The organism is Acidiphilium multivorum AIU301 (genome assembly GCF_000202835.1).
GTDB lineage: Bacteria > Pseudomonadota > Alphaproteobacteria > Acetobacterales > Acetobacteraceae > Acidiphilium > Acidiphilium multivorum.
Window position 1 is genome coordinate 2,764,520 of the sequence record NC_015186.1, and the last position, 20,183, is coordinate 2,784,702.

Below are 20,183 nucleotides of genomic sequence, written 5' to 3' on the forward strand. Positions count from 1 at the left end.
ATTGCCCGATATTGCGCCCGATGCCCGTCGTCATGCCGGGCACGAGCGCCGGAGTCCCGCGATCACGCAGGCTCTTCGACCTCGACACTGAGCCTTTGCGTAAGGTCGATGAGTTCCGTCCGCAGCCGTTCAAACTGCAGATCGTCGAGACCTGCGCGGCAGCGCACCTTATGCTGCACGGCGGAAAGCTGGGCGGCGGCAGCGTGGCTCTTGGCGGTCAGCTTGACGACAACCACGCGCTCGTCGGCCTGGCTGCGTTCCCGTGACACCCACCCGGCCTCGGCCAGACGCTTGAGCAGCGGCGTTACCGTCGCCGCATCGAGGCGGAGCGCCTCCGCAATGCCGTTGACCGTGGACTCGGCGCGCTCGAACAGCACGAGCAGGACGATGTATTGCGGATAGGTCAGGCCGAACTCGGCCAGCAGGGGGCGATATACCCGCGTGATCGCATGTGTCGCGGCATAGAGCGCGAAACAGAGCTGCTCGCCCAGACACAGATTGCTGAAACCCTCACGCGCTGCGGCCATCTGACCCGATCCCGTTGCTTTTGCCAAATCGGCAGGCGCGTTCCGAATCGCCCCGTGCACCACCGCCAGAGCCTAAATGACAAAAAAATGGAAACGGCACAAATACGAACCGCCCCGGACGGTGCCGGGGCGGCTGCATGCCGAAATCCGCTTCGCTCAGCGCTTGGAGAACTGGAAGCTCCGGCGGGCCTTCGCCTTGCCGTATTTCTTGCGCTCCACCGTGCGCGGGTCGCGGGTGAGGAAGCCCGCCGCCTTGAGAATGCCGCGCAGGTCCGGCTCGTAATAGGTCAGCGCGCGGGAAATGCCGTGCCGCACCGCGCCGGCCTGGCCCGAAAGCCCGCCGCCGGTGACGGTCGCCATCACGTCGAACTGATTGTAGCGGTCGGCGACGAGGAACGGCTGGGTGATCAGCATCCGCAACACCGGCCGCGCGAAATACTGTGCCGCCTTGCGGCCATTGATCACGATCTCGCCCTTACCCGGCTTGATCCAGACCCGGGCGACCGCGTCCTTGCGGCGGCCGGTTGCGTAGGAGCGGCCCAACGCATCGCGCTTCGGCTCGCGCTTGGGGGCCTCGGCGTCGGCGGCGGTGCCGGCGGTCGGGGTGATGATGGTCTTCAGATCGGCGAGCGTACCGGTTCCGGACATGTTCACGCCCTCGCGTTACGGTTGGTGTTCTTGCGGTTCAGCGCCGCGACGTCGAGCGCCTGCGGCTGCTGGCCATGATGCGGATGCGACGGACCGGCATAGATGTGCAGGTTCTTCATCTGCTGGCGCTGCAGCGGTCCACGGGTGATCATTCGCTCGACCGCCTTTTCGATCACGCTTTCCGGATTCTTGCCTTCGAGGCGCTGGCGGATTGACCGCCCCTTGATGCCGCCCGGATAGCCGGTGTGGTAGTAGAAGACGGAATCGTCCATCTTCTTGCCCGTCACCTTCACCTTTTCCGCGTTGACGACAATGATGTGGTCACCGCAGTCGACATGCGGGGTGAATTGCGGCTTGTGCTTGCCGCGCAGACGATTGGCGATCAGGGCGGCGAGCCGGCCGAGCACAAGCCCGTCGGCGTCGATCAGCACCCAGTCCTTCTGCACGTCCGCCGGTTTCAGCGAAACGGTGGTCTTCATGACGGGAGTCCTCGTGACATCATCCATACGATGGCGGCGCGTATGCGCGAAATGCGCCATCGCGTCAAGCGGATCAGTGAGCGGTAACCGATTACCGCAAAGCGGACGCGGTCGCTTCCAGGGCCGTCGGCACCGGCGTGGATGCCGAAAATCCGAGGGAATCCCTGGCAAGGGCGACATCGGCATGAAACGAGCCGGCGAAGCTCCGCCACGACTCACCCTGCCCGGCCATGCGTGCGGCCGCGCCCAGCCATGAGGGCGGAAACGGCAGCAGCGTGACCCGCCGGCCGAGGCCACGGCCCAGCGCGCGGATCAGCCCTGTCGTTGAAACCGGCTCGGGATGCGCGCCGATCACGCAGTCCGGCGGATCTTCCGCGCTCACCGCCCGCTCGATCAGGAGGGCGAGATCGTTCACCGCGATGAAGCTGCGGGCATTGCTGATGGCGCCGAAGGGCAGCGGCAAGCCACGGCGGATCAGCCGGACAAGTCGCGGAATGTTGCCGGCACATCCCGGCCCGATCACCGCGCAGGGCCGCACGATCACCAGCCGCGTCGCGCTGCCGGCCACCGCCGCCCGCACGGCGGCCTCGCCTTCGAGCTTGCTTGCGGCATAAGCGTCGTCCGGCCGGGGGGCGCTGATCTCGTCGAACATCTCGTCCCGCCGCTTGCCGAACACCGCCGCCGAGGAAACCAGAACCAGGCGCGGCACCCCGCGCGCGACCGCGGCCTCGGCCACCCGGCGGGCCGCCGTCACATTCGCCGCCGCCAGCGCCGCCGGATCAACGCCGGTGCGATGCGCCAGTCCCGCCGCGTGAACCACCGCGCCGACCCCGCGCATCGCGTTGACGAGGGCGGGAGCGGGGGCGGCAAGGTCCCCGGCGTCGACCGCGCGCGCCGCCCCGGGCACCGCGCGCGCCCGACGCAGCGCGACGACGACTTCCGCGCCCGACAGGGCAAGGCGGGCAGTCACCGCCCGGCCGATGAACCCGGCGGCCCCGCTGACCAGTACCGTCCGTTCGCTCATGAGCCGTTCCGTCGGCGGGACGTCGTCACGCCCGCTTCGGCGCCCTCGCCCTGAGCGCGGCAAGTTCCGCCTGCAGCCTCTCGACCTCGGCGCGCAGGGTCTCGATTTCCTCGGCGGCGCCATGATCGTCCGCACCGGCGGCGGATGCCTCGCCCTGCGCCCCGAACGGCGAGAACAGGCTCATGGCCCGTTCCATCATCGCCATGTTCTGGCGGCCGATCTCTTCCATGCCGGGGGGGATGAAATTTCCCATCGTCTGCTGCATCGCCGCGCGCATCTGCGACTGCTGGCGGCTGAACTGGCTCATCGCCTGCTCGAGAAAGCGCGGCACGACGCCCTGCATGTTGTTTCCGTACAGACCGATAAGCTGGCGGAGGAAATTGGTCGGCAGCATGGCCTGGCCAACCTTGCTCTCCTCCTCGACGATGATCTGGGTGAGCACCGCCCGGGTGATGTCCTCACCCGTCTTGGCGTCGAATACTTCGAAATCGCGCCCTTCCCGCACCATTTCCGAAAGGGTTTCGAGCGTGATGTAGGTCGAGCTTTCGGTATTGTACAGGCGCCGGTTGGCGTATTTCTTGATGACGATCGGCTTGGTGCCGTCCGGCGTCTGAGGCATTTTCTTCGCCCTTTCCCCTCGTCGCAAGGCGTGGAATCCGGTCGCCGTTGATTCGGCAGTTTGCAATGCAACACCATGACAGAGACGAACGGCAAAGGCCAGCGCCGCCTCATGCCAGTTCGAGGAGCATCCGCAGTCCGACCAGGCCGAGCATCGCGGCGAGCAGCAACCGCAGCAGGCGCTCGGGGGCGCGCTTCACGAACAGGCTGCCGATCACGACGCCGGGAAGCGATCCGGCGAGGAGGGCGCCGAGCATCGGCGCATCGATTCCGTGCAGCCAGAGCCGGCCAAACCCGGCAACCAGCGTCAGCAGCAGCGCATGGGCGATGTCGGAGCCGACCACCTCCCGCATCGACAGCCGCGGGTAGAGATAGATGAGCGCGACCGTGCCGAGCGCGCCGGCGCCGACCGAGGAGAGCGTCACCGTCACGCCCAGCACGATCCCGAGAGCGATGGTCATCCATGCCGGTGGCGCACGATGCAATCCGCCGGCGCCGCGATGCGTGACCCAGGGCTTCACGGCAAGCGAAGCCGCCGCGAACAGCAGCATCGCGCCGAGCAGCAGCAGGCTGAGCCGGTTCGCCGCGGCACCGTGAACGCCGAGGCGGGCAAGCAGCAGGATCGCCAGCGCGGCGCCCGGCACGCTGCCGGCGCCAAGGCGCCAGACCACCGGCCACGCCACGGTGCGGTTCGCGCCGTGAACCGCGGTCCCGACCGCCTTGGTGAAGGCCGCAAACAGCAGGTCGGTGCCGATTGCGGTGGAGGCGCGGATGCCGAAGAGCAGAACGAGGATCGGCGTCATCACCGATCCGCCGCCCACGCCGGTGAGCCCGATGAGCAGGCCGACGACGAACCCGGTGAGCACGAATGCCGGCGACATGGCCACTCCTTGTCAGGCGACCACTGGCAGAAGGGACGCCTTTCGCGCTAGAAAATTCTCGGTATAGCGCGGTTGCCAGGATGCCTCATGACAGACGCCGGACAGGGCGACAAGCACGAAGCCGAACCTCCGAACGCCGAATCGCGCCTCGGCGAGCTTGCGCGCGACTGGATCACGCTCTGGCAGAGCGAGTTGACCGCCCTCGCGCAGGATCGCGAGTGGCGCGAGGGCTGGACCGGATTGATGACGCTCTGGGCCGGCGCCGCGACCGCCGCGATCGGCACGGCCGAGGCGCTGTCCCGCCATGACCCGCCCCGACGCGCCCGGCCCGATGGAGCGCCGCGGCCCGCGTCCTCTCCTGCTGCACCTGATGCTGGCGGCGATGCGGTCGAACGCCTCCATCGCCGCATTGCCGAACTTGAGGCACGTCTGGCCGCACTGGAACGCGACGGACAGTCTGGCGGATCCTGATTTCGCCGCGGCGGTGGTGCGCGAGGCCCTTGCGCAGGATGCCGCCCTGCTTGCCGGCATCGCCGCCTATCGCCGCCACCCGTGGCGCCGCACCCTGGCCGATCCGCCTGCCGTGTGGGCCGAGGGCTCTTCGCGTCTACTCGACTACGGCGGCACCGGACCCGTGCTGTTCTTCGTCCCCAGCCTCGTCAACCGCGCCCATATCCTCGATCTCGCCGAGGACGCCTCGTTCCTGCGTTTTCTCGCGGCGCATGGCGCCCATCCGCTGCTGCTCGACTGGGGCTGGCCCGGCGCCATCGAACGGCAATTCACGCTGACCGACTATGTCGCCGGCCGCCTTGAACGGGCGCTGGAGGCGGTGGCCGGTCCGGTCGTCCTGGTCGGCTACTGCATGGGCGGGCTGCTGGCCCTGGCCGCCGCCCTGCGCGCGCCGGAGCGTATCCGTGCCCTCGCCCTGCTGGCGACGCCGTGGGATTTCCATGCCGAGGACGAGGAGGCGGCGCGCAGCCTCGCCACCAGCCTGCCCATCCTCGAACCGCTGATGGCGGCCACCGGCACAGTGCCGATCGACGCTCTGCAGACGCTGTTCGCAACCCTCGATCCGTTCGGCGTCACCGCGAAATACCGGGCATTCGCCGCCCTCGACCCCGCGAGCCCGCGCGCGGTCCGCTTCGTTGCGCTCGAGGATTGGCTGAACGACGGCGTGCCGCTCGCCGCCCCGGTGGCGCGGGAAACCCTTGGCGGATGGTATGGCGAGAACGCGACCGCGCAGGGCGCATGGCGCATCGCCGGCCTGCCGGTGAACCCCGCCGCCATCACCTGTCCCACCCTGATCGCGACACCGGCGCGCGACCGGCTGGTGCCCCCGGCCTCCGCCGCCGCCCTCGCCACGGTCGTTCCGCACGCTACGGTGATCGCGCCGAAGGCCGGCCACATCGGCATGATCGCCGGCATGAGCGCGCCGCAAGCCCTATGGCAACCATTCGGCGAATGGGTGGCCGGGCTGTAGCCCTTGCGGCGGCAAAGGTCTATGCTGCACCGCACGGAACCGAGAGGAGGAGCACAATGGACGACATCGTCATCGCCGCGGCCGCCCGCACGCCGGTCGGCAGCTTCAACGGCGCCTTTGCCGCCACCCCGGCGCATGTGCTGGGCGAGGTTGCCATCAGGGCCGCCATGGAGCGTGCCGGACTTTCCGCCGACGAGGTCGACGAGGTGATCCTCGGCCAGGTGCTCTCCGCCGGCGCGGGCCAGAACCCCGCCCGCCAGGCCGCGCGCAATGCCGGCATCCCGGATGCCAAGACCGCGTTCGGCATCAACCAGGTCTGCGGCTCCGGCCTGCGCGCCGTCGCGCTGGCCGCGCAGCAGGTGATGTCCGGCCAGTCCGACATCGTCATCGCCGGCGGCCAGGAGAGCATGTCGCTCAGCAGCCATGTCGCCCATCTGCGGGCCGGCACCAAGATGGGCGACGTCAAGTTCATCGACTCCATGATCAAGGACGGGCTGTGGGATGCCTTCAACGGCTACCACATGGGCACCACCGCCGAGAACGTCGCCCGGTCCTATCAGATCACCCGCGAGGAGCAGGACGCCCTCGCCCTCGCCTCGCAGCAGAAGGCCTCGGCGGCGCAGAAGTCCGGCCGCTTCCGCGACGAGATCGCGCCGGTGACGATCGTTACCCGCAAGGGCGAGGTCGTGATCGCCGATGACGAATACATCCGCCATGACGCCTCGGCCGAGAGCATGGCGAAGCTCAAGCCCGCCTTCTCGAAGGACGGCACCGTGACCGCCGGCAACGCCTCCGGCATCAATGACGGCGCCGCCGCCCTCGTCGTCATGTCGGCGAAGGAAGCGGCGAAGCGCGGCCTGACGCCGCTGGCCCGCATCGCCAGCTTCGCCACCGCCGGCGTCGATCCCGCGGTGATGGGCACCGGGCCGATCCCCTCCTCGCAGAAGGCGCTCGCCCGCGCCGGCTGGTCGGTCGTCGATCTCGACCTGATCGAGGCGAACGAGGCCTTCGCGGCACAGGCCTGCGCGGTGAACAAGGGCCTCAATCTCGACCCGGCGAAGGTCAACGTGAACGGCGGCGCCATCGCCATCGGCCACCCGATCGGCGCCTCTGGCGCGCGGGTACTCACCACGCTCCTGTTCGAGATGCAGAAGCGCGACGCCCGCAAGGGGCTCGCCACGCTGTGCATCGGCGGCGGCATGGGCGTGGCCATGTGCGTCGAACGCTGAAACACCAGGGAGGAAACCAACCGGATGCGTAAGGTCTATTCCGGCGCCGTCGAGGCGCTCGCCGGTCTGCTGCGCGACGACATGACCATCCTCGCCGGCGGCTTCGGCCTGTGCGGCGTGCCGATGGCGCTGATCGAGGCGATCCGCGAAAGCGGCGTGCGCAACCTGACCATCGTCTCCAACAATGCCGGGATCGACGGGGTCGGTCTCGGCATCCTGCTCGACACGCGGCAGGTGAAGAAGATGATCTCCTCCTATGTCGGCGAGAACGCCACCTTCGCCCGGCAGTATCTCGCCGGCGAGTTGGAGATCGAGTTCAACCCGCAGGGCACGCTGGCCGAGCGCATCCGCGCCGGCGGCGCCGGCATCCCCGCCTTCTTCACCGCCACCGGCTATGGCACGCAGGTTGCCGAAGGCAAGGAAACCCGCGAGTTCGACGGCCGGCACTACGTGATGGAACGCGGCATTTTCGGCGATCTCGCCGTGGTCCATGCCTGGAAGGGCGATACCGAGGGCAATCTCGTCTACCGGAAGACGGCGCGGAACTTCAATCCGATCTGCGCTGCCGCCGCGAAGGTGACGGTCGCCGAGGTCGAGGAACTCGTCGAACCCGGCACGATCGACCCCGACCACATCGTCACCCCCGGCATCTACGTCAAACGCATCGTCAAGCTCGCGCACGTCGAGAAGCACATCGAGAAACGCACCGTCCGCGAGCGGGCCTGAGGAGGGAAACATGCCCTGGACACGCGATCAGATGGCGGCCCGCGCCGCCCGTGAACTGAAGGACGGCTTCTACGTCAATCTCGGCATCGGCATCCCGACGCTGGTGGCGAACCACATTCCCGAGGGCATCTCCGTGCAGCTGCACTCGGAGAACGGCATGCTCGGCATCGGCCCCTTCCCCTACGAGGGCGAGGAGGACGCCGACCTGATCAACGCCGGCAAGCAGACCGTGACCGCATTGCCGACCACGAGCTATTTCGATTCTGCCCAATCCTTCGCCATGGTGCGCGGCGGGCATATCGATATTTCGATCCTGGGCGCGCTGCAGGTGGCCGAGAACGGCGATCTCGCGAACTGGATGATCCCCGGCAAGATGGTGAAGGGCATGGGCGGGGCGATGGACCTCGTCGCCGGCGTGCCGCGCGTCGTCGTGCTGATGGAGCACACGGCGAAGGGCGAGCCCAAGATCCTGAAGAAATGCACGCTGCCGCTCACCGGCAAGGGTGTGGTCAGCATGATCGTCACCGACATGGCGGTGTTCGAGGTCGACCATGCGCGATCCCCGTCGCTCGTCCTGGTCGACAAGCCCGACGACGTGACGATCGAGCAGATCCGCGACGCGACCGAAGCCGATTTCGTGGTGCACAGCACGATGCACCGTAACCCCGCCGCCGCGGAGATCGAGGAATGAGCACGAATACCGACCTCCATGCGCGGCGCGAGGCCGCCGTGGCCCGCGGTGTGGGCATCAGCCACCCGATGGCCTACACGGCCCGCGCCGAGAACGCCGAGCTGTGGGACGCGGACGGCAAGCGCTACATCGACTTCGCCGGCGGGATCGCGGTGCTCAACACGGGGCATCGCCATCCGAAGGTGATTGAGGCGGTGAAGGCGCAGCTCGACCGCTTCACCCATACCTGCTTCCAGGTCACGCCGTACGAGCCTTACGTGGCGCTCGCCGAACGGCTCAACGCGATCGCGCCGATCGAGGGGCCGGCCAAGACCGTGTTCCTGACCACCGGCGCCGAGGCGCTGGAAAACGCGATCAAGATCGCCCGCGCCGCCACCGGCCGCCCCGGCGTGATCACCTTCGCCGGCGGGTATCACGGCCGCACCCTGCTGACCATGGCGATGACCGGCAAGGTCATTCCCTACAAGAAGCGCTTCGCGCCGATGCCGGCCGAGATCTACCACGCGCCCTTCCCGTACGAGCCCTTCGGCGTCAGCGTGGCCGACAGTATCCGCGGCATTGACATGCTGTTCCGTGCCGATATCGAGCCCGAGCGCGTTGCCGCCATCGTGATCGAGCCTGTCCAGGGCGAGGGCGGGTTCATCCCGGCGCCGACCGAGCTGCTGGTGGCGCTGCGCGAGATCTGCGACCGCCACGGCATCCTGCTGATCGTCGACGAGGTGCAGACCGGTTTCGGCCGCACCGGGAAGATGTTCGGCATCGAGCATTCGGGCGTCAAGCCGGACCTGATGACGATCGCGAAATCCCTCGCCGGCGGCTTCCCGCTCTCCGGCGTGATCGGCCGCGCCGCGGTGATGGATGCGCCGGAGCCGGGCGGCCTCGGCGGCACCTATGCCGGCAATCCGCTCGCCTGCGCCGCCGCCCTCGCCGTGCTCGACGTCATCCGGGATGAAAACCTGGTGGAGCGCGCCAATGCGATCGGCGCCACGATGAAGAGCCGGCTGGAACGCATCGCCTCGCGCAACGATGTGGCGCCGATCACCGCGATCCGCGGTCCGGGGGCGATGATCGCCTTCGACATCGTCAGGCAGCGCGGCAGCTACGAGCCCGACCCCGACACTACGAAGCAGGTCATCGCGCGCGCCCGCGAACACGGGCTCATCGTGATTTCCTGCGGCGTCTATGGCAACGCCATCCGCCTGCTGGTGCCGCTGACGGTGAGCGACACGGTTCTGGGCGAGGGGATGGACGCGCTGGAAGCCGCCCTCGACGGCTGAGCCGGCCTATCGGTAACACGGGCGCGGGTCGGCCTCGGCCACCCGCTCCCAGTGCGCGCGCAGCAGCGCGATCTTGTCGAACACCAGTGCGAGGTCCGCCATTTCGCGCGCAAGGCGCCGCTCGGTGGCAAGGCCGCGATGCGACGGCTCGCCGGAAATCAGCCGCGCCCCCGCCGAGACCCTGAGCCAGCCGACCTGCCCGCCCGCGCCGTCCGGCAGGGCGACAGGCTGGCCGATATGGCAGATCCGCGCCGCCACGCGCCGCTCGGCGGCGGTGTCGAACAGGGCAGCGCAATCCGCATTCAGCCAGTGATAAAGCCGCCGGGCCGCCGCCGGGTCGAGCAGGCGTTCCGCCGCCCCCGGCGCGCGCACGGCGAAGGCAAAGACGCTGCGCAGCGTATCCCATCCTTCGCCCTCGCGCGCCGGATCGGGCACATCCTGCAGCACGAAGACATCATGACGGGCAACCGCCGCCTCGACTGCCTTGCGGAAGCGCAGGATCACCTCGGCCTTGCGCGCATCCGACACCGAGGCGAGCGCCCTGAATTCGGCGAGCGCCGCCCGCCAGCGCAACAGCAGACCGTAATTGGCGCCCTCCGGAAGCGCCCGCGCCGCCTTTGCCGCGGGGGGCCATTCGCCCCGGCTGAAATAGGCCTCAAGCCCCGCGGGCAGCCTGCCGCGCCCCAGCCGCCGGGCGATCGCCGGCGGAATCAGCGCGGCCCCCGCAAAGGGCGGGCCGGTGAGAAACTTCGAGCCGGTCACCTGCACGACGGCGTCAAGGCCGAGATAGGCGCGGATCCGCGCCGGCGCCATCCGCAGCTGACAGGCATCGACGACGATATCCAGACTGTCGCCGAAGCGGGCCCTCAGCCGCCGCAGCAACGCCATCGATGGTGCGAGCAGCCCGGTCTTGGACAGATCGAGCGCATGCAGGATCACGCGCCGGCCTGATGCCACGGCGGCCTCGACAGCTGCGACGATCTCCGCCTCGACCGCATCGCGATGACGCGGAGCGCCGCGTTCGTCCCGCAACGGAATCGAAACCAGTTCGGTATCCGGACGGAAGCCCTCGATGGGTGCCGCGCGCGAAACGTCATGCCCGTTTGCCGTATCGATCGCAAAATGCCGCCCGACCGCCGCCATCGGCACACCGCTTCCCGTCTCCTCGGGCGCGAGCAGGATGGTCGTGATGGGGCGCACCGCGTCCGGCAGATGGCTCAGCGCCAGCGCCAGCAATTCGCTGTCGGTGCCGGAAGCCGCAAGCACGACGGCTCCGCCGCGCGGAAGGCCGAAATCGCGGCCGATCGTCCGCCTTACGGCTATGGCCTGACGCTCGATCGGGCGACGCGTACCCTCCAGCAGCATCGCGGCCGTGATCTTCAGCCGGAGGCGGTCCGCCGCTTCGTATCCCCGTTCGGAGACCGACGATGCGGTCGACGAGGCAAAGGTCACCGCCCAGGGGCGGGGCCGATGGCTGCAACCATAGCCGTTCAGATCGCTCTGGGGATCGCGCATCAGACGGATGTCGCCCCCCGTCTCCATGATCGACTCGGCGATCCCGATCACCGGCCATAGGGCGCGCAGCCTCGCGATGGCCGCCTCGTCCGCCACGGCCGCCCCGGCGCCGGCCACATAGTCCGCCAGACGGCGCGACACATCTGCCAAGCTGGCGGCACTGGGCGGCAGTTCCGCCGCCATCGTCGCTGCCCAGCCCATGCCGTCTGGCAGGGTCAGATGTTCGGCTTCCGCGAACTGGGCCGCGACGCGCGCAGCCGCAAGTCCGGCCAGAGGAAGCGGAACGCCCGCGCGCGCCAGGAGCATCCATTCGCCGGCCAGTCTCGCGGCAACGCGCGCAACGGCCGCCCCCGCGGCTTCATCGATCGTCGTTCGGCGGGCCGCGAAGTCGATCACGAGGTCCGACCGCGCCTCGCCAAGGCGACATTCCATTTCGCGAAGCATCCAGAACGCCACGTTCCGACGCAGTTCGGCACTCACCGGCATGTCTGCGCGGGTACCGGTGAGCCGGGCCGGCTCGGGCATGGGATCACTCATGAGAGGCTTATAGCCGTTCCCGGGCCGCTCGGCCAAACAGGTCAGGGATCATCGGCGCGGAACGCGTCGCGTATCGCGTGCACGTCATCCCCGACGAGCAGCACAACGTCGAAACGTGTCTCCGCTCGCCCCCAGTCCGGCTGGCCGGCGAGGACGATGGCCGCCGCGGCGACAAGACGCCGGCGCTGGCGCGGCGCAACCGATTCGATCGCGGACCGCAGAGCATTCCGTGCCTTTACCTCCACGAAGACGAGCGTTGTGCGGTCGGCCACCACGAGGTCGAGTTCGCCCGCCGCCGTGCGCAGCCTTTGCGCAAGCACAACAAAGCCTTGTGCGGCGTACCATCCGGCGACACGCCTCTCGGCATCGCGCCCTCGATGCTCGGCCCGCCGACGGGCGGCTGCCCGTCTTTCAGATTCGTTTCTCACACCGATTGTCTCGACAAATTAATAAGAATACGGCATATGCAATTTTTCAGATGCCATAGCCATGACGATTCGGTCCGATGTCAGGATAATCGAGGTTCATGCCCAGAATTTAGTATGCCGATAATGTTTTGCGTCCCGATCTATTTCTGATAGAAACGGATTGAAAATTAGGCTCCGCATTTGGAACGAATTCGTGTTTTAAAAGTGAGAACGGATGATGCATTTTAACGATATTGGTCAGCAACTCCGGGCCTACCGCATGGAATCCGGTCTCAAGGCCGAGGAAATTGCTGCCCGTCTCGGCGTATCCCGCGCGGCTCTCTACCGCTATGAGAAAGGCGAGGTCATCAAGCTCGACACCGTCAAGCGCCTCGCGGAGCTGCTCAAGATCTCGCCGCTGACCCTGCTCGGGATCGGCATCGAATATTACAGCCGTCCGATCGGCTACCTCGAAAGGCTGCGACAGATCGAGGAGACATCCGATCAAATCCTGCAATTTTTCGGGCCGGTCTGCTACCTGACGACCTCGGATGAATATGACTCGACCCTGACCCAGGTGTTCGAGGAAAACGCGGAATCGAGCGGACAGGATCGGGCCATGGCCCGCTCGGCGGCGGAACAGGTTCTGGGCGTGCTCTCGGTTCGCAAACGCATGTTCGTGGCGCGCCGCCCGTCGGTCATCGCGATTTTCACGACCACCGCGCTACGACGATTCATGGAGCAGGGCATCGCCAGCGCGCTGCCGCTTTCCGAAAAGCTGCGTCGGAAGTGCCGCGAAACCGCTCGCAGGGAAGTCGAACGCATGGTCGAACTGATGGAGAGCGAGCCGATCGGCCTGCAATTCGGCCTCATGTCCGGGGCCGAACCGAACGGCCCCTTTACGATTCTGCGCGCGCGCGAGCGCGCATCGCTGTCGATCAATCCCTTCTCGACCGACGCGCCGCCGGATGCTCAGACCGGCGTCGCCATGATTACGAGCGCGGAAGATGCCGTGATGACGCATCAGCGTATCGCCGAAGGCGCCTGGCGCGATGCCATCAAGGGCCGCGCCGCCGCCGCGGAGGTGCGACGGATGCTCGAGCCTGCCATGGCCTGACCCGACGCGCCGGCGGGGAGACAAATCTTCGCCGGCGGGTTAATGCTCGGGCATGTCATCCCCACTGATCTCGACGGAAGCGCTCGCTGCAACGCTCGACGACCCGGCCCTCGTCGTTTTCGACGCGTCGTTTTACCTGCCGAACGAGCCACAGGATGCGCTGTCGCTGTTTGACGAGGCGCACCTGCCGGGCGCCGCCTTCTTCGATATCGAGCGCATTGCCGATACGACCTCGCACCTGCCCCATATGCTCCCGGATGAAGGAGGTTTTGCCTCTGCCGTCGAGGCGCTCGGGGTCGGCAATGACAGTCGGATCGTGGTCTATGACCAGCGAGGCCTGTTTTCGGCGGCTCGCGGCTGGTGGATGTTTCGCGTCTTTGGCCACGAGAACGTCTTCGTGCTCGACGGCGGATTACCGAAATGGCGCGCCGAGGGCCGCCCGCTCGAACAGGGCAAAGCCAACCTGCGACCACCTGGCCGCTTCATTGCCCGTTTCGATCCCTCCCGTGTGCGGGACCGCGCGGCGATTGAAGCCAATGTGGCGTGTCGAGCGGAAACCGTGCTCGATGCCCGGGCCGCCGGCCGCTACGCCGCCACAGTGCCGGAGCCGCGCGCCGGCATGCGCGGCGGCCACGTCCCCGGCGCCCGTTCGCTACCCTATTCCGAACTTCTGGGCGCTGACGCAACCATGCTCCCGCCGGATGCGTTGCGCGCCCGCTTCGCCGCCGCCGGCATCGACGATACCAGCCGCCCGGTCACGATGTGCGGCTCGGGCGTCACTGCCGCGGTTCTCACCCTCGGCCTGGCGCGCGCCGGCCTGCCGATGGGCGCGCTCTATGACGGCTCATGGGCCGAATGGGGCGCCCTGCCCGACACCCCGGTTGCCACCGGAGAGGATCCCGCATGACTGAAGATCGCTTCGAAACCCGCCTCTCCCTGGCCTCACGCCGGCCGGTCAAGTCGCACGGCTATGTGAATCCCAAGCTCGTCCGCGGCTCCACCGTGCTCTATCCCTCCTGTGCCGCGCGCCGCGAAATCGGCAAGCGCCGCCTCGAACAGGAGGAGATCTACGGCCTCTATGGCAGCGAAACCCATTTCGCGCTGGAAAACGTTGTCGCCGAAATCGAGGGCGGCACGCATTGCCAGATCGTCTCCTCGGGCCTTGCCGCCATCACCGTGCCGCTGCTCGCCTGGCTGAAGGCGGGCGACCACATGCTGGTGCCGGACTCCGTCTATGGCCCGACGCGCCGCTTCTGCGACAGTGTACTCGCCCGCTATGGCGTCGCCACCACCTATTACGATCCGCTGATTACCGAAGACCGGCTGGCGGCGCTGATGCGCCCGCAAACCACGGCCATCTTTTCCGAGAGCCCCGGCAGCCACACTTTCGAGGTGCAGGACGTGCCGATGCTCGCCCGCGTCGCCCACGCGCATGGCGCCAAGCTGTTCATGGACAATACCTGGGGCATCCGCACCTTCCAGCCCTTCCGCCACGGTGTCGACGTGTCGATCCAGGCGCTGACGAAATATGTCGGCGGCCATTCCGACATCGTGCTCGGCGCCATCACCGTCGCGACGGATGAGGACTGGGCCTGGCTGCGCGCCGGCGCGCTCGATCTCGGCCAGTACGCCTCGCCGGACGATTGCTGGCTGGCCCTGCGCGGCGCGCGCACCCTCACGGTCCGCCTCGCCGAGCAGGAACGCGCGGCCCTCGCCGTCGCCACCTGGCTCGCGGACCGGCCGGAAGTGCTGCGCGTGCTGCATCCCGCCCTGCCCTCCTGCCCCGGCCACGAATTCTGGAAGCGCGATTTCACCGGCGCCTGCGGCCTGTTCGGCGTGGTGTTCCAGCCCGAGCATGATTACGATGCCGTCTGCGCGATGGCCGACGCGCTGCGCCTGTTCGGCATCGGCGCGTCCTGGGGCGGCTATGAGAGCCTCGCCCTGCCGACCACCAACACCATCACCCGCACCGAAGGCACCGGCCGCTTCGGCGGCGAGATGCTGCGGCTGCAGATCGGCCTCGAACACACCGACGACCTGATCGCCGATCTCGAACAGGGCCTCGCCGTGCTGCGCGGCCAAGCCCGCACCACCTGCGCCTCGCCCCCCTGCATGGCCGGGGAATTGCAAGACGGCTTCAGCCCGGACGGCACGGCATGACCCACCCCGTCATCACCGCCGCCCGCTTCAACGAAGCCGGACTCATTCCCGCCATCGCGCAGCAGCACGATACCGGCGAGGTGCTGATGATGGCCTGGATGAACGCGGAGTCGATCGCCGAGAGCCTCGCCACCGGGCAGGTCTGCTATTTCAGCCGCAGCCGGGGGAAGCTCTGGCGCAAGGGCGAAAGCTCGGGCCATGTGCAGCGCCTCGTAGAGATGCGGCTCGACTGCGATGGCGATACGCTGCTGCTCCTTGTCGAGCAGACCGGGCCGGCGTGCCACACCGGCGCGCATAACTGCTTCTTCCGCCGTGTCACCAAAGACGGGCTGGAGGAGATCGCCTAGAGCACTTTCCGATCCTTTCGGATCGGATGTAGTGCTCTATCATATTGATAAACAGAGCATCTCCATCCGATCAGATGACTCCATCTGATCGGATGATGCTCTAAGCAGTTTTCGGCCGTCAGGCCGCGGCGTCAACGCGGCGCGTCAGACGTGGAAACTCTCGCCGCAGCCACAGCGGCCCTTCTCGTTCGGGTTTTCGAAGGTGAAGCCCGAGGTGAATTTTTCCACCTTGTAGTCCATCACCGTGCCGATGAGGAACAGGGTGGCCTTGCGGTCGATCAGCACCGTGACCCCCTTGTCGCTCACCTGTTCGTCGGTCGGCGCCGGCTCGTCCACCCAGTTCATCTCGTAGGACAGGCCGGAACACCCCTTGGTACCAACACTGATTCGCAGCAGCCGGCCCTGCTGGCCGTTTTCATACAGCGCGCGAAGGCGATCGGCGGCGGCGTCGGTCAGCTGCATCAGCGGCGGCAGGCTGCGGCGGGGCGGTGCGGATTCGGTGCGGATCGTGGTCATCGCAGACTCCTCAGAACATGTTGAGGGCGAGGCGCGCCTCGTCGCTCATCCGCGAGGGATCCCAGGGCGGATCCCACACGGTCTCGACCTCTACCTCGCTCACCCCCGGCACCGTCCCCACCGCGAGGCGCACCGCCTCGGGCAGTTCCTGCGCGCTGGGGCAGGCTGGCGCGGTCAGCGTCATCTCCACCTTCACCGCCCCACCCTCGATCTCGATCGCGTAGATCAGGCCGAGCTCGAAGATGTTCACCGGAATTTCCGGGTCATAGACCGTGGAAATCGCCGCGATCACGTTCTCCTCGCTCACCAGCGGCGCGGTTTCGCCCTCCGGCGTCCAGGTGGTCACGGGTTCGGTCCTGGCCATGTCATCCGCCATGTCCGGTCTCCATCGTCTTGGTCAGCGCGGCGCGCAGCGCCTGCCAGGGAAGTGTGGCGCAGCGGTGGCGCGAGCGATATTCATGAACGCCCGACAGCGCCCGCAATTCGCTGAACTCCTCGCGGTCGGGCACCGCCCCGGTCGCCACCATCGCCTCGAAGGCGCCGGCAAGCTCCTCGGCCGCCGCGCGCGAGCGCCCGGCCACCGCATCCGCCATCAGATCGGCCGAGGCGACGCAGATCGCGCAGCCGCGGGTCTCGTGCCACACCTCGCCGATCGCCCCGCCCGCGCAGCTCAGGCGCAGATGCACCCGGTCGCCGCACATCGGGTTGTCGCCCTCCGCCTCGGCATCGAAGCGCGCCGGCCGGCCGGCATGCAGCGGCGCGCGGGCGCGTTCCATGATCAGCCGCTGGTAGAGATCGCCGACATCCGCCGCACCGCTCATCCGCCGAACACCTGCTGCACGCGCCGCAGCCCCGCCGCCAGCGCGTCGATCTCCTCCATCGTCGTATAGACGCCGAACGTCGCGCGGGCGGTGCTGTCAAGCCCGAGCCGGCGGGTCAGCGGTTCGGCGCAATGGTGCCCGGCCCGCACCGCGATCCCCTGCTTGTCGAGCAGGGTGGCGACGTCGTGCGCATGCACCCCGTCCATGGTGAAGGCGACGACCCCGCCGCGGTCCTGCGCCCGCCCGACCACATGGACGCCGCCGATCGCATCGAGCGTCGCCAGCGCGTGATCGGTCAGCGCCCGCTCATGCGACGCGATCGCCGGAAACCCGATCGCGTTCACATAATCGATCGCTGCCGCGAGACCCACCGCCTCGACGATCGCCGGCGTGCCCGCCTCGAACCGGTAGGGCGGCTCCGCCCAGGTCGATTTTTCGTAGCTCACGCTGCGGATCATGTCGCCGCCGCCGAGGAAGGGCGGCATCGCGTCGAGCAGCTCGCGCTTGCCGAACAGCACCCCGATGCCGGACGGCCCGTAGAGCTTGTGGCCGGAGAACACGTAGAAATCCGCATCGATCGCACGGACGTCCACCGCCCGGTGCACCACCGCCTGCGCGCCATCGAGCAGCAGCCGCGCCCCGCGCTCGTGCGCAAAGGCGGCAAGCCGCTCCACCGGCGTGTAGGTGCCGAGCACGTTCGACATATGGGTGATCGCCAGCAGCCGCACCCGCCCATCGGCGAATTGCCGCTCCAGATCGGCGAAGTCGAGCTCGCCGGCATCGGTGATCTTCGCGATGCGCAGCTCGATGCCGTGCGAATCCCGCAGCATCTGCCAGGGCACGAGATTGGCGTGGTGCTCCATCTCGCTCACCACCACCGCATCGCCCGGACGCAGCGCCGACCGGCCGAAGGTCGCGGCGACGAGGTTGATCCCCTCGGTCGCGTTGCGCACGAAGACGATCTCCTCCCGCGCCGCGTTAAGGAAAGCCGCCGCCTTGTCGCGCGCGGCCTCGTAGTCGTCCGAGGCGCGCTCGCTCAGCCAGTGCAGCCCGCGATGGACATTGGCGTAGCGTGTCTCCATCGAGCGGACCATCGCATCGATCACCGCGCGCGGCTTCTGCGCCGAGGCGCCGCTATCGAGAAACACCAGTTTCTTGCCATGCACCGTCTGCGACAGGATGGGGAAATCGGCGCGGATGCGCGCGATGTCGAAGCCGGGCTGCTCGATGGCCGCGCTCATGCCCCCTCCCGCCACCAGGCGCCGATCGCCGCCTCGAAGACGGCCCGCGCCGCCTCATCGGTCACCGGCTCCAGCGCCTCGTCGAGAAAGGCGCGGATCAGGATCGATTTTGCCTCCGCCGCCGGCACGCCGCGGCTGCGCAGGTAGAAAAGCTGTTCGGGGTCGAGCGCGCCGATCGTCGCGCCATGGCTGCACTTCACGTCGTCGGCGAAGATTTCCAGCTCCGGCTTGCTGTCGATCTCCGCCTCGTCGGAGAGCAGCAGCGCCTGGTTCATCTGATAGCCGTCGGTCTTCTGCGCGATGCGATCGACCTCGATCCGGCCCTGGAAGACACCGCGCGCCGCCCCGGCCAGGACCGATTTCACCGTCTGCCGCGAGGCGCAGTCCGGCGCGTCGTGCCGCACCACCGTGGTCACGTCGCCATGCTGGGTGCCGGCGAGCAGTTGCGCCGCGTTGAGATGCACATCCGCCGCAGGGCCGGTCAGCCGCGCATGGGTCTCGTTGCGGCTGAGCCGGGCGCCGCGATTGAGGGTGAAGCTCTCATAGCCCGCTCCGCCCGCGATCTCGGCGAAGATGGTCGCGACATGCACCGCCTCGGCGGATTCGTCCTGGAGCCGATAATGGTTGAGCCGCGCCCCCGCGCCGAGGTCAACCTCGAAGACCGGCGCATGCAGGTAGCTGCCCTCGCCACGCGCCGTCTCGATCAGCGTCAGCGTCGCACCGGCGCCGAGCACGATCCGGTGGCGCGGCGCGATGGCCGGCATCGTCTCGCCCCGGCCCGCCGCCAGCGCCACCAGGAACAGCGTGCCGCCCTGCTGGCCCGGCGCCAGGGTGATGGCCACGCCATCCTCCGCCAGCGCGGTGTTCAGCGCGACGACCACGCCGCCGCGCGCCGGATCCGCCGCCGCATCGCCCAGCTGGCTCACCCAGTCGGGCGCCGCCGAACGCGCGGCATCGAACCGGCCGTTGACGAACACGACGCGCGGCCCCTCCGGCAGTTCAGCCGCGACCTCCACCGCCGGGGCGGGGCCGAGAGCAAAACCGCGCAGCCCGGCCGCGAGATCGGTATAGTGCCAGGCCTCGTCGCGCTTCGTCGGCCAGCCGCCGGCGCGCACCCGCGCTGCCGCCGCCTCCCGCGCGGCCGCGCCCGGCAGCGCGGCGAGATCGAAACCGTCGAGCAGGTCAGTCCCGCTCATGCCGCCTCCAGCCCCGCATAACCGTTGGCCTCCAGTTCGCGCGCAAGCTCCGGCCCACCGGAGCGGACGATCTTGCCGGCCGCCAGCACATGCACCCGGTCCGGCACGATATGGTCGAGCAGCCGCTGATAATGCGTGATCACCAACGCCGAGAAACTGGGCCCGCGCAGCGCGTTCACCCCTTCGGCGACGATCTTGAGCGCATCGATATCGAGCCCGGAGTCGGTCTCGTCGAGCAGCGCCAGGGTCGGCTTCAGCAGTGCCATCTGCAGCACCTCGTTGCGCTTCTTCTCGCCGCCCGAGAACCCGACATTGACGTTCCGCTTCAGCATGTCGTCCGGCATTTTCAGCGCCTTCACCGCCGCCCGCGCTTCCTTGAGGAACTGAACGGCGTCGAGCTCCGCCTCGCCGCGCGCCCGGCGGATCGCGTTCAGCGCGGTGCGGATGAAATTGGCGTTGCCCACCCCCGGCAGTTCGACCGGATACTGGAAGGCGAGGAACACACCCGCCGCCGCCCGCTCCTCCGGCTCCATCGCCAGCAGGTCGGCGCCGTTATACGTCACGCTGCCGCCGGTGACCTCGTAGCCCTCGCGGCCCGACAGCACGTAGGACAGGGTGGATTTTCCCGCCCCGTTCGGCCCCATGATCGCGTGCACCTCGCCCTCCGGCACGGTCAGGTCGATCCCGCGCAGGATCTCCTTGCCATCGATGGTCGCGGTCAGTCCCTTGATTTCAAGCATGTTGCG

The 20,183-nt window shown here is 68.1% G+C and carries 24 protein-coding genes; 10 read left to right on the forward strand and 14 right to left on the reverse strand.

The features are described from left to right. Nucleotides 1-62: 62 nt before the first annotated feature. The 6 genes from ACMV_RS12445 to ACMV_RS12470 form a co-directional block, all read right to left on the reverse strand. Nucleotides 63-527, reverse strand: coding sequence for a MarR family winged helix-turn-helix transcriptional regulator (locus ACMV_RS12445; RefSeq protein WP_007424751.1), 465 nt, complete (start codon nt 525-527; stop codon nt 63-65). Nucleotides 528-683: 156 nt separating this feature from the next. Then, nucleotides 684-1,175, reverse strand: coding sequence for a 30S ribosomal protein S9 (gene rpsI, locus ACMV_RS12450; protein ID WP_007424752.1), 492 nt, complete (start codon nt 1,173-1,175; stop codon nt 684-686). 2 nt (nt 1,176-1,177) lie between these two features. Next, nucleotides 1,178-1,654 (reverse strand): 50S ribosomal protein L13, encoded by a 477-nt coding sequence (gene rplM, locus ACMV_RS12455; protein WP_012039909.1) that lies wholly within the window; start codon nt 1,652-1,654, stop codon nt 1,178-1,180. 91 nt (nt 1,655-1,745) lie between these two features. Beyond that, entirely contained in the window at nt 1,746-2,678 is a 933-nt protein-coding gene (locus ACMV_RS12460) for an NAD-dependent epimerase/dehydratase family protein (protein ID WP_012039910.1), read from the reverse strand. A gap of 25 nt (nt 2,679-2,703) precedes the next feature. After that, nucleotides 2,704-3,297 carry a polyhydroxyalkanoate synthesis repressor PhaR gene (phaR, locus tag ACMV_RS12465; protein ID WP_012039911.1) on the reverse strand — a complete coding sequence of 198 codons (594 nt, stop codon included), beginning with the start codon at nt 3,295-3,297 and terminating at the stop codon, nt 2,704-2,706. A gap of 109 nt (nt 3,298-3,406) precedes the next feature. Then, complete coding sequence (locus tag ACMV_RS12470; protein ID WP_012039912.1) at nt 3,407-4,177, reverse strand: sulfite exporter TauE/SafE family protein; 771 nt, start codon at nt 4,175-4,177, stop codon at nt 3,407-3,409. Between the two features lie 87 nt (nt 4,178-4,264). On the opposite strand from ACMV_RS12470, the gene ACMV_RS21545 reads away from it, so the two are divergent. The 6 genes from ACMV_RS21545 to gabT are packed head-to-tail and all read left to right on the forward strand — an operon-like array spanning nt 4,265 to nt 9,580. Beyond that, complete coding sequence (locus tag ACMV_RS21545; RefSeq protein WP_231295264.1) at nt 4,265-4,648, forward strand: hypothetical protein; 384 nt, start codon at nt 4,265-4,267, stop codon at nt 4,646-4,648. Continuing rightward, nucleotides 4,596-5,657, forward strand: a complete 1,062-nt coding sequence (locus tag ACMV_RS12475) for an alpha/beta fold hydrolase (protein ID WP_231295265.1) — start codon at nt 4,596-4,598, stop codon at nt 5,655-5,657. The genes ACMV_RS21545 and ACMV_RS12475 overlap by 53 nt, the downstream gene beginning before the upstream one ends. A 56-nt stretch (nt 5,658-5,713) precedes the next feature. Next, nucleotides 5,714-6,886, forward strand: coding sequence for an acetyl-CoA C-acetyltransferase (locus ACMV_RS12480; RefSeq protein ID WP_013640638.1), 1,173 nt, complete (start codon nt 5,714-5,716; stop codon nt 6,884-6,886). 24 nt (nt 6,887-6,910) lie between these two features. Continuing rightward, nucleotides 6,911-7,612 carry a CoA transferase subunit A gene (locus tag ACMV_RS12485; protein WP_012039915.1) on the forward strand — a complete coding sequence of 234 codons (702 nt, stop codon included), beginning with the start codon at nt 6,911-6,913 and terminating at the stop codon, nt 7,610-7,612. A 10-nt stretch (nt 7,613-7,622) separates the two neighbouring features. Then, the gene (locus ACMV_RS12490) at nt 7,623-8,303 is read left to right on the forward strand and encodes a CoA transferase subunit B (protein ID WP_007422199.1); all 681 of its coding nucleotides are present in this window, start codon (nt 7,623-7,625) and stop codon (nt 8,301-8,303) included. Further along, complete coding sequence (gene gabT, locus ACMV_RS12495) at nt 8,300-9,580, forward strand: 4-aminobutyrate--2-oxoglutarate transaminase (protein WP_013640640.1); 1,281 nt, start codon at nt 8,300-8,302, stop codon at nt 9,578-9,580. Before ACMV_RS12490 ends, gabT begins: the two co-directional genes overlap by 4 nt. 6 nt (nt 9,581-9,586) lie before the next feature. Here the strand turns inward: gabT and ACMV_RS12500 are convergent, their stop codons facing one another. Together ACMV_RS12500 and ACMV_RS12505 are read right to left on the reverse strand one after the other, a co-directional pair. Further along, on the reverse strand, nt 9,587-11,620 hold the full coding sequence (locus ACMV_RS12500; RefSeq protein WP_012039916.1) for a hypothetical protein: 2,034 nt from the start codon (nt 11,618-11,620) through the stop codon (nt 9,587-9,589). Between the two features lie 53 nt (nt 11,621-11,673). Then, a complete protein-coding gene (locus ACMV_RS12505; RefSeq protein ID WP_012039917.1) occupies nt 11,674-12,060 on the reverse strand; it encodes a YraN family protein in 387 nt (128 codons plus the stop codon). A gap of 217 nt (nt 12,061-12,277) precedes the next feature. Here ACMV_RS12505 and ACMV_RS12510 point away from each other — a divergent pair, with 217 nt between their 5' ends. From ACMV_RS12510 to hisI, 4 genes are read left to right on the forward strand one after another with little or no spacing between them, the layout of a single operon-like run. Further along, nucleotides 12,278-13,156, forward strand: a complete 879-nt coding sequence (locus ACMV_RS12510) for a helix-turn-helix domain-containing protein (protein ID WP_007422203.1) — start codon at nt 12,278-12,280, stop codon at nt 13,154-13,156. A gap of 52 nt (nt 13,157-13,208) precedes the next feature. Continuing rightward, complete coding sequence (locus tag ACMV_RS12515; protein WP_013640641.1) at nt 13,209-14,063, forward strand: sulfurtransferase; 855 nt, start codon at nt 13,209-13,211, stop codon at nt 14,061-14,063. Continuing rightward, entirely contained in the window at nt 14,060-15,316 is a 1,257-nt protein-coding gene (gene metC / locus ACMV_RS12520; protein ID WP_013640642.1) for a cystathionine beta-lyase, read from the forward strand. The genes ACMV_RS12515 and metC overlap by 4 nt, the downstream gene beginning before the upstream one ends. After that, on the forward strand, nt 15,313-15,663 hold the full coding sequence (gene hisI / locus ACMV_RS12525) for a phosphoribosyl-AMP cyclohydrolase (protein WP_007422206.1): 351 nt from the start codon (nt 15,313-15,315) through the stop codon (nt 15,661-15,663). The genes metC and hisI overlap by 4 nt, the downstream gene beginning before the upstream one ends. A 144-nt stretch (nt 15,664-15,807) precedes the next feature. Here the strand turns inward: hisI and ACMV_RS12530 are convergent, their stop codons facing one another. From ACMV_RS12530 to sufC, 6 genes are read right to left on the reverse strand one after another with little or no spacing between them, the layout of a single operon-like run. Continuing rightward, a complete protein-coding gene (locus ACMV_RS12530) occupies nt 15,808-16,179 on the reverse strand; it encodes a HesB/IscA family protein (RefSeq protein ID WP_012039921.1) in 372 nt (123 codons plus the stop codon). 10 nt (nt 16,180-16,189) lie between these two features. Then, nucleotides 16,190-16,555, reverse strand: a complete 366-nt coding sequence (locus ACMV_RS12535; RefSeq protein WP_012039922.1) for a DUF59 domain-containing protein — start codon at nt 16,553-16,555, stop codon at nt 16,190-16,192. After that, nucleotides 16,545-17,000, reverse strand: a complete 456-nt coding sequence (gene sufU, locus ACMV_RS12540) for a Fe-S cluster assembly sulfur transfer protein SufU (RefSeq protein WP_013640643.1) — start codon at nt 16,998-17,000, stop codon at nt 16,545-16,547. The genes ACMV_RS12535 and sufU overlap by 11 nt, the downstream gene beginning before the upstream one ends. Next, nucleotides 16,997-18,241: an aminotransferase class V-fold PLP-dependent enzyme gene (locus ACMV_RS12545; RefSeq protein WP_012039923.1), complete on the reverse strand. Its 1,245-nt coding sequence runs from the start codon at nt 18,239-18,241 to the stop codon at nt 16,997-16,999. Before ACMV_RS12545 ends, sufU begins: the two co-directional genes overlap by 4 nt. After that, complete coding sequence (gene sufD, locus ACMV_RS12550) at nt 18,238-19,437, reverse strand: Fe-S cluster assembly protein SufD (protein WP_012039924.1); 1,200 nt, start codon at nt 19,435-19,437, stop codon at nt 18,238-18,240. Before sufD ends, ACMV_RS12545 begins: the two co-directional genes overlap by 4 nt. Further along, nucleotides 19,434-20,177, reverse strand: a complete 744-nt coding sequence (gene sufC / locus ACMV_RS12555; RefSeq protein WP_012039925.1) for a Fe-S cluster assembly ATPase SufC — start codon at nt 20,175-20,177, stop codon at nt 19,434-19,436. Before sufC ends, sufD begins: the two co-directional genes overlap by 4 nt. Nucleotides 20,178-20,183 lie beyond the last annotated feature (6 nt).

Bases quoted from the DNA above. Each gene is read 5' to 3' on its own strand.
- ACMV_RS12445 (WP_007424751.1), bottom strand. From the start codon at position 527: ATGGCCGCAGCGCGTGAGGGTTTCAGCAATCTGTGTCTGGGCGAGCAG.
- rpsI (WP_007424752.1), bottom strand. From the start codon at position 1,175: ATGTCCGGAACCGGTACGCTCGCCGATCTGAAGACCATCATCACCCCG.
- rplM (WP_012039909.1), bottom strand. From the start codon at position 1,654: ATGAAGACCACCGTTTCGCTGAAACCGGCGGACGTGCAGAAGGACTGG.
- ACMV_RS12460 (WP_012039910.1), bottom strand. From the start codon at position 2,678: ATGAGCGAACGGACGGTACTGGTCAGCGGGGCCGCCGGGTTCATCGGC.
- phaR (WP_012039911.1), bottom strand. From the start codon at position 3,297: ATGCCTCAGACGCCGGACGGCACCAAGCCGATCGTCATCAAGAAATAC.
- ACMV_RS12470 (WP_012039912.1), bottom strand. From the start codon at position 4,177: ATGTCGCCGGCATTCGTGCTCACCGGGTTCGTCGTCGGCCTGCTCATC.
- ACMV_RS21545 (WP_231295264.1), top strand. From the start codon at position 4,265: ATGACAGACGCCGGACAGGGCGACAAGCACGAAGCCGAACCTCCGAAC.
- ACMV_RS12480 (WP_013640638.1), top strand. From the start codon at position 5,714: ATGGACGACATCGTCATCGCCGCGGCCGCCCGCACGCCGGTCGGCAGC.
- ACMV_RS12485 (WP_012039915.1), top strand. From the start codon at position 6,911: ATGCGTAAGGTCTATTCCGGCGCCGTCGAGGCGCTCGCCGGTCTGCTG.
- ACMV_RS12490 (WP_007422199.1), top strand. From the start codon at position 7,623: ATGCCCTGGACACGCGATCAGATGGCGGCCCGCGCCGCCCGTGAACTG.
- gabT (WP_013640640.1), top strand. From the start codon at position 8,300: ATGAGCACGAATACCGACCTCCATGCGCGGCGCGAGGCCGCCGTGGCC.
- ACMV_RS12500 (WP_012039916.1), bottom strand. From the start codon at position 11,620: ATGCCCGAGCCGGCCCGGCTCACCGGTACCCGCGCAGACATGCCGGTG.
- ACMV_RS12510 (WP_007422203.1), top strand. From the start codon at position 12,278: ATGCATTTTAACGATATTGGTCAGCAACTCCGGGCCTACCGCATGGAA.
- ACMV_RS12515 (WP_013640641.1), top strand. From the start codon at position 13,209: ATGTCATCCCCACTGATCTCGACGGAAGCGCTCGCTGCAACGCTCGAC.
- metC (WP_013640642.1), top strand. From the start codon at position 14,060: ATGACTGAAGATCGCTTCGAAACCCGCCTCTCCCTGGCCTCACGCCGG.
- hisI (WP_007422206.1), top strand. From the start codon at position 15,313: ATGACCCACCCCGTCATCACCGCCGCCCGCTTCAACGAAGCCGGACTC.
- ACMV_RS12530 (WP_012039921.1), bottom strand. From the start codon at position 16,179: ATGACCACGATCCGCACCGAATCCGCACCGCCCCGCCGCAGCCTGCCG.
- ACMV_RS12535 (WP_012039922.1), bottom strand. From the start codon at position 16,555: ATGGCGGATGACATGGCCAGGACCGAACCCGTGACCACCTGGACGCCG.
- sufU (WP_013640643.1), bottom strand. From the start codon at position 17,000: ATGAGCGGTGCGGCGGATGTCGGCGATCTCTACCAGCGGCTGATCATG.
- ACMV_RS12545 (WP_012039923.1), bottom strand. From the start codon at position 18,241: ATGAGCGCGGCCATCGAGCAGCCCGGCTTCGACATCGCGCGCATCCGC.
- sufD (WP_012039924.1), bottom strand. From the start codon at position 19,437: ATGAGCGGGACTGACCTGCTCGACGGTTTCGATCTCGCCGCGCTGCCG.
- sufC (WP_012039925.1), bottom strand. From the start codon at position 20,177: ATGCTTGAAATCAAGGGACTGACCGCGACCATCGATGGCAAGGAGATC.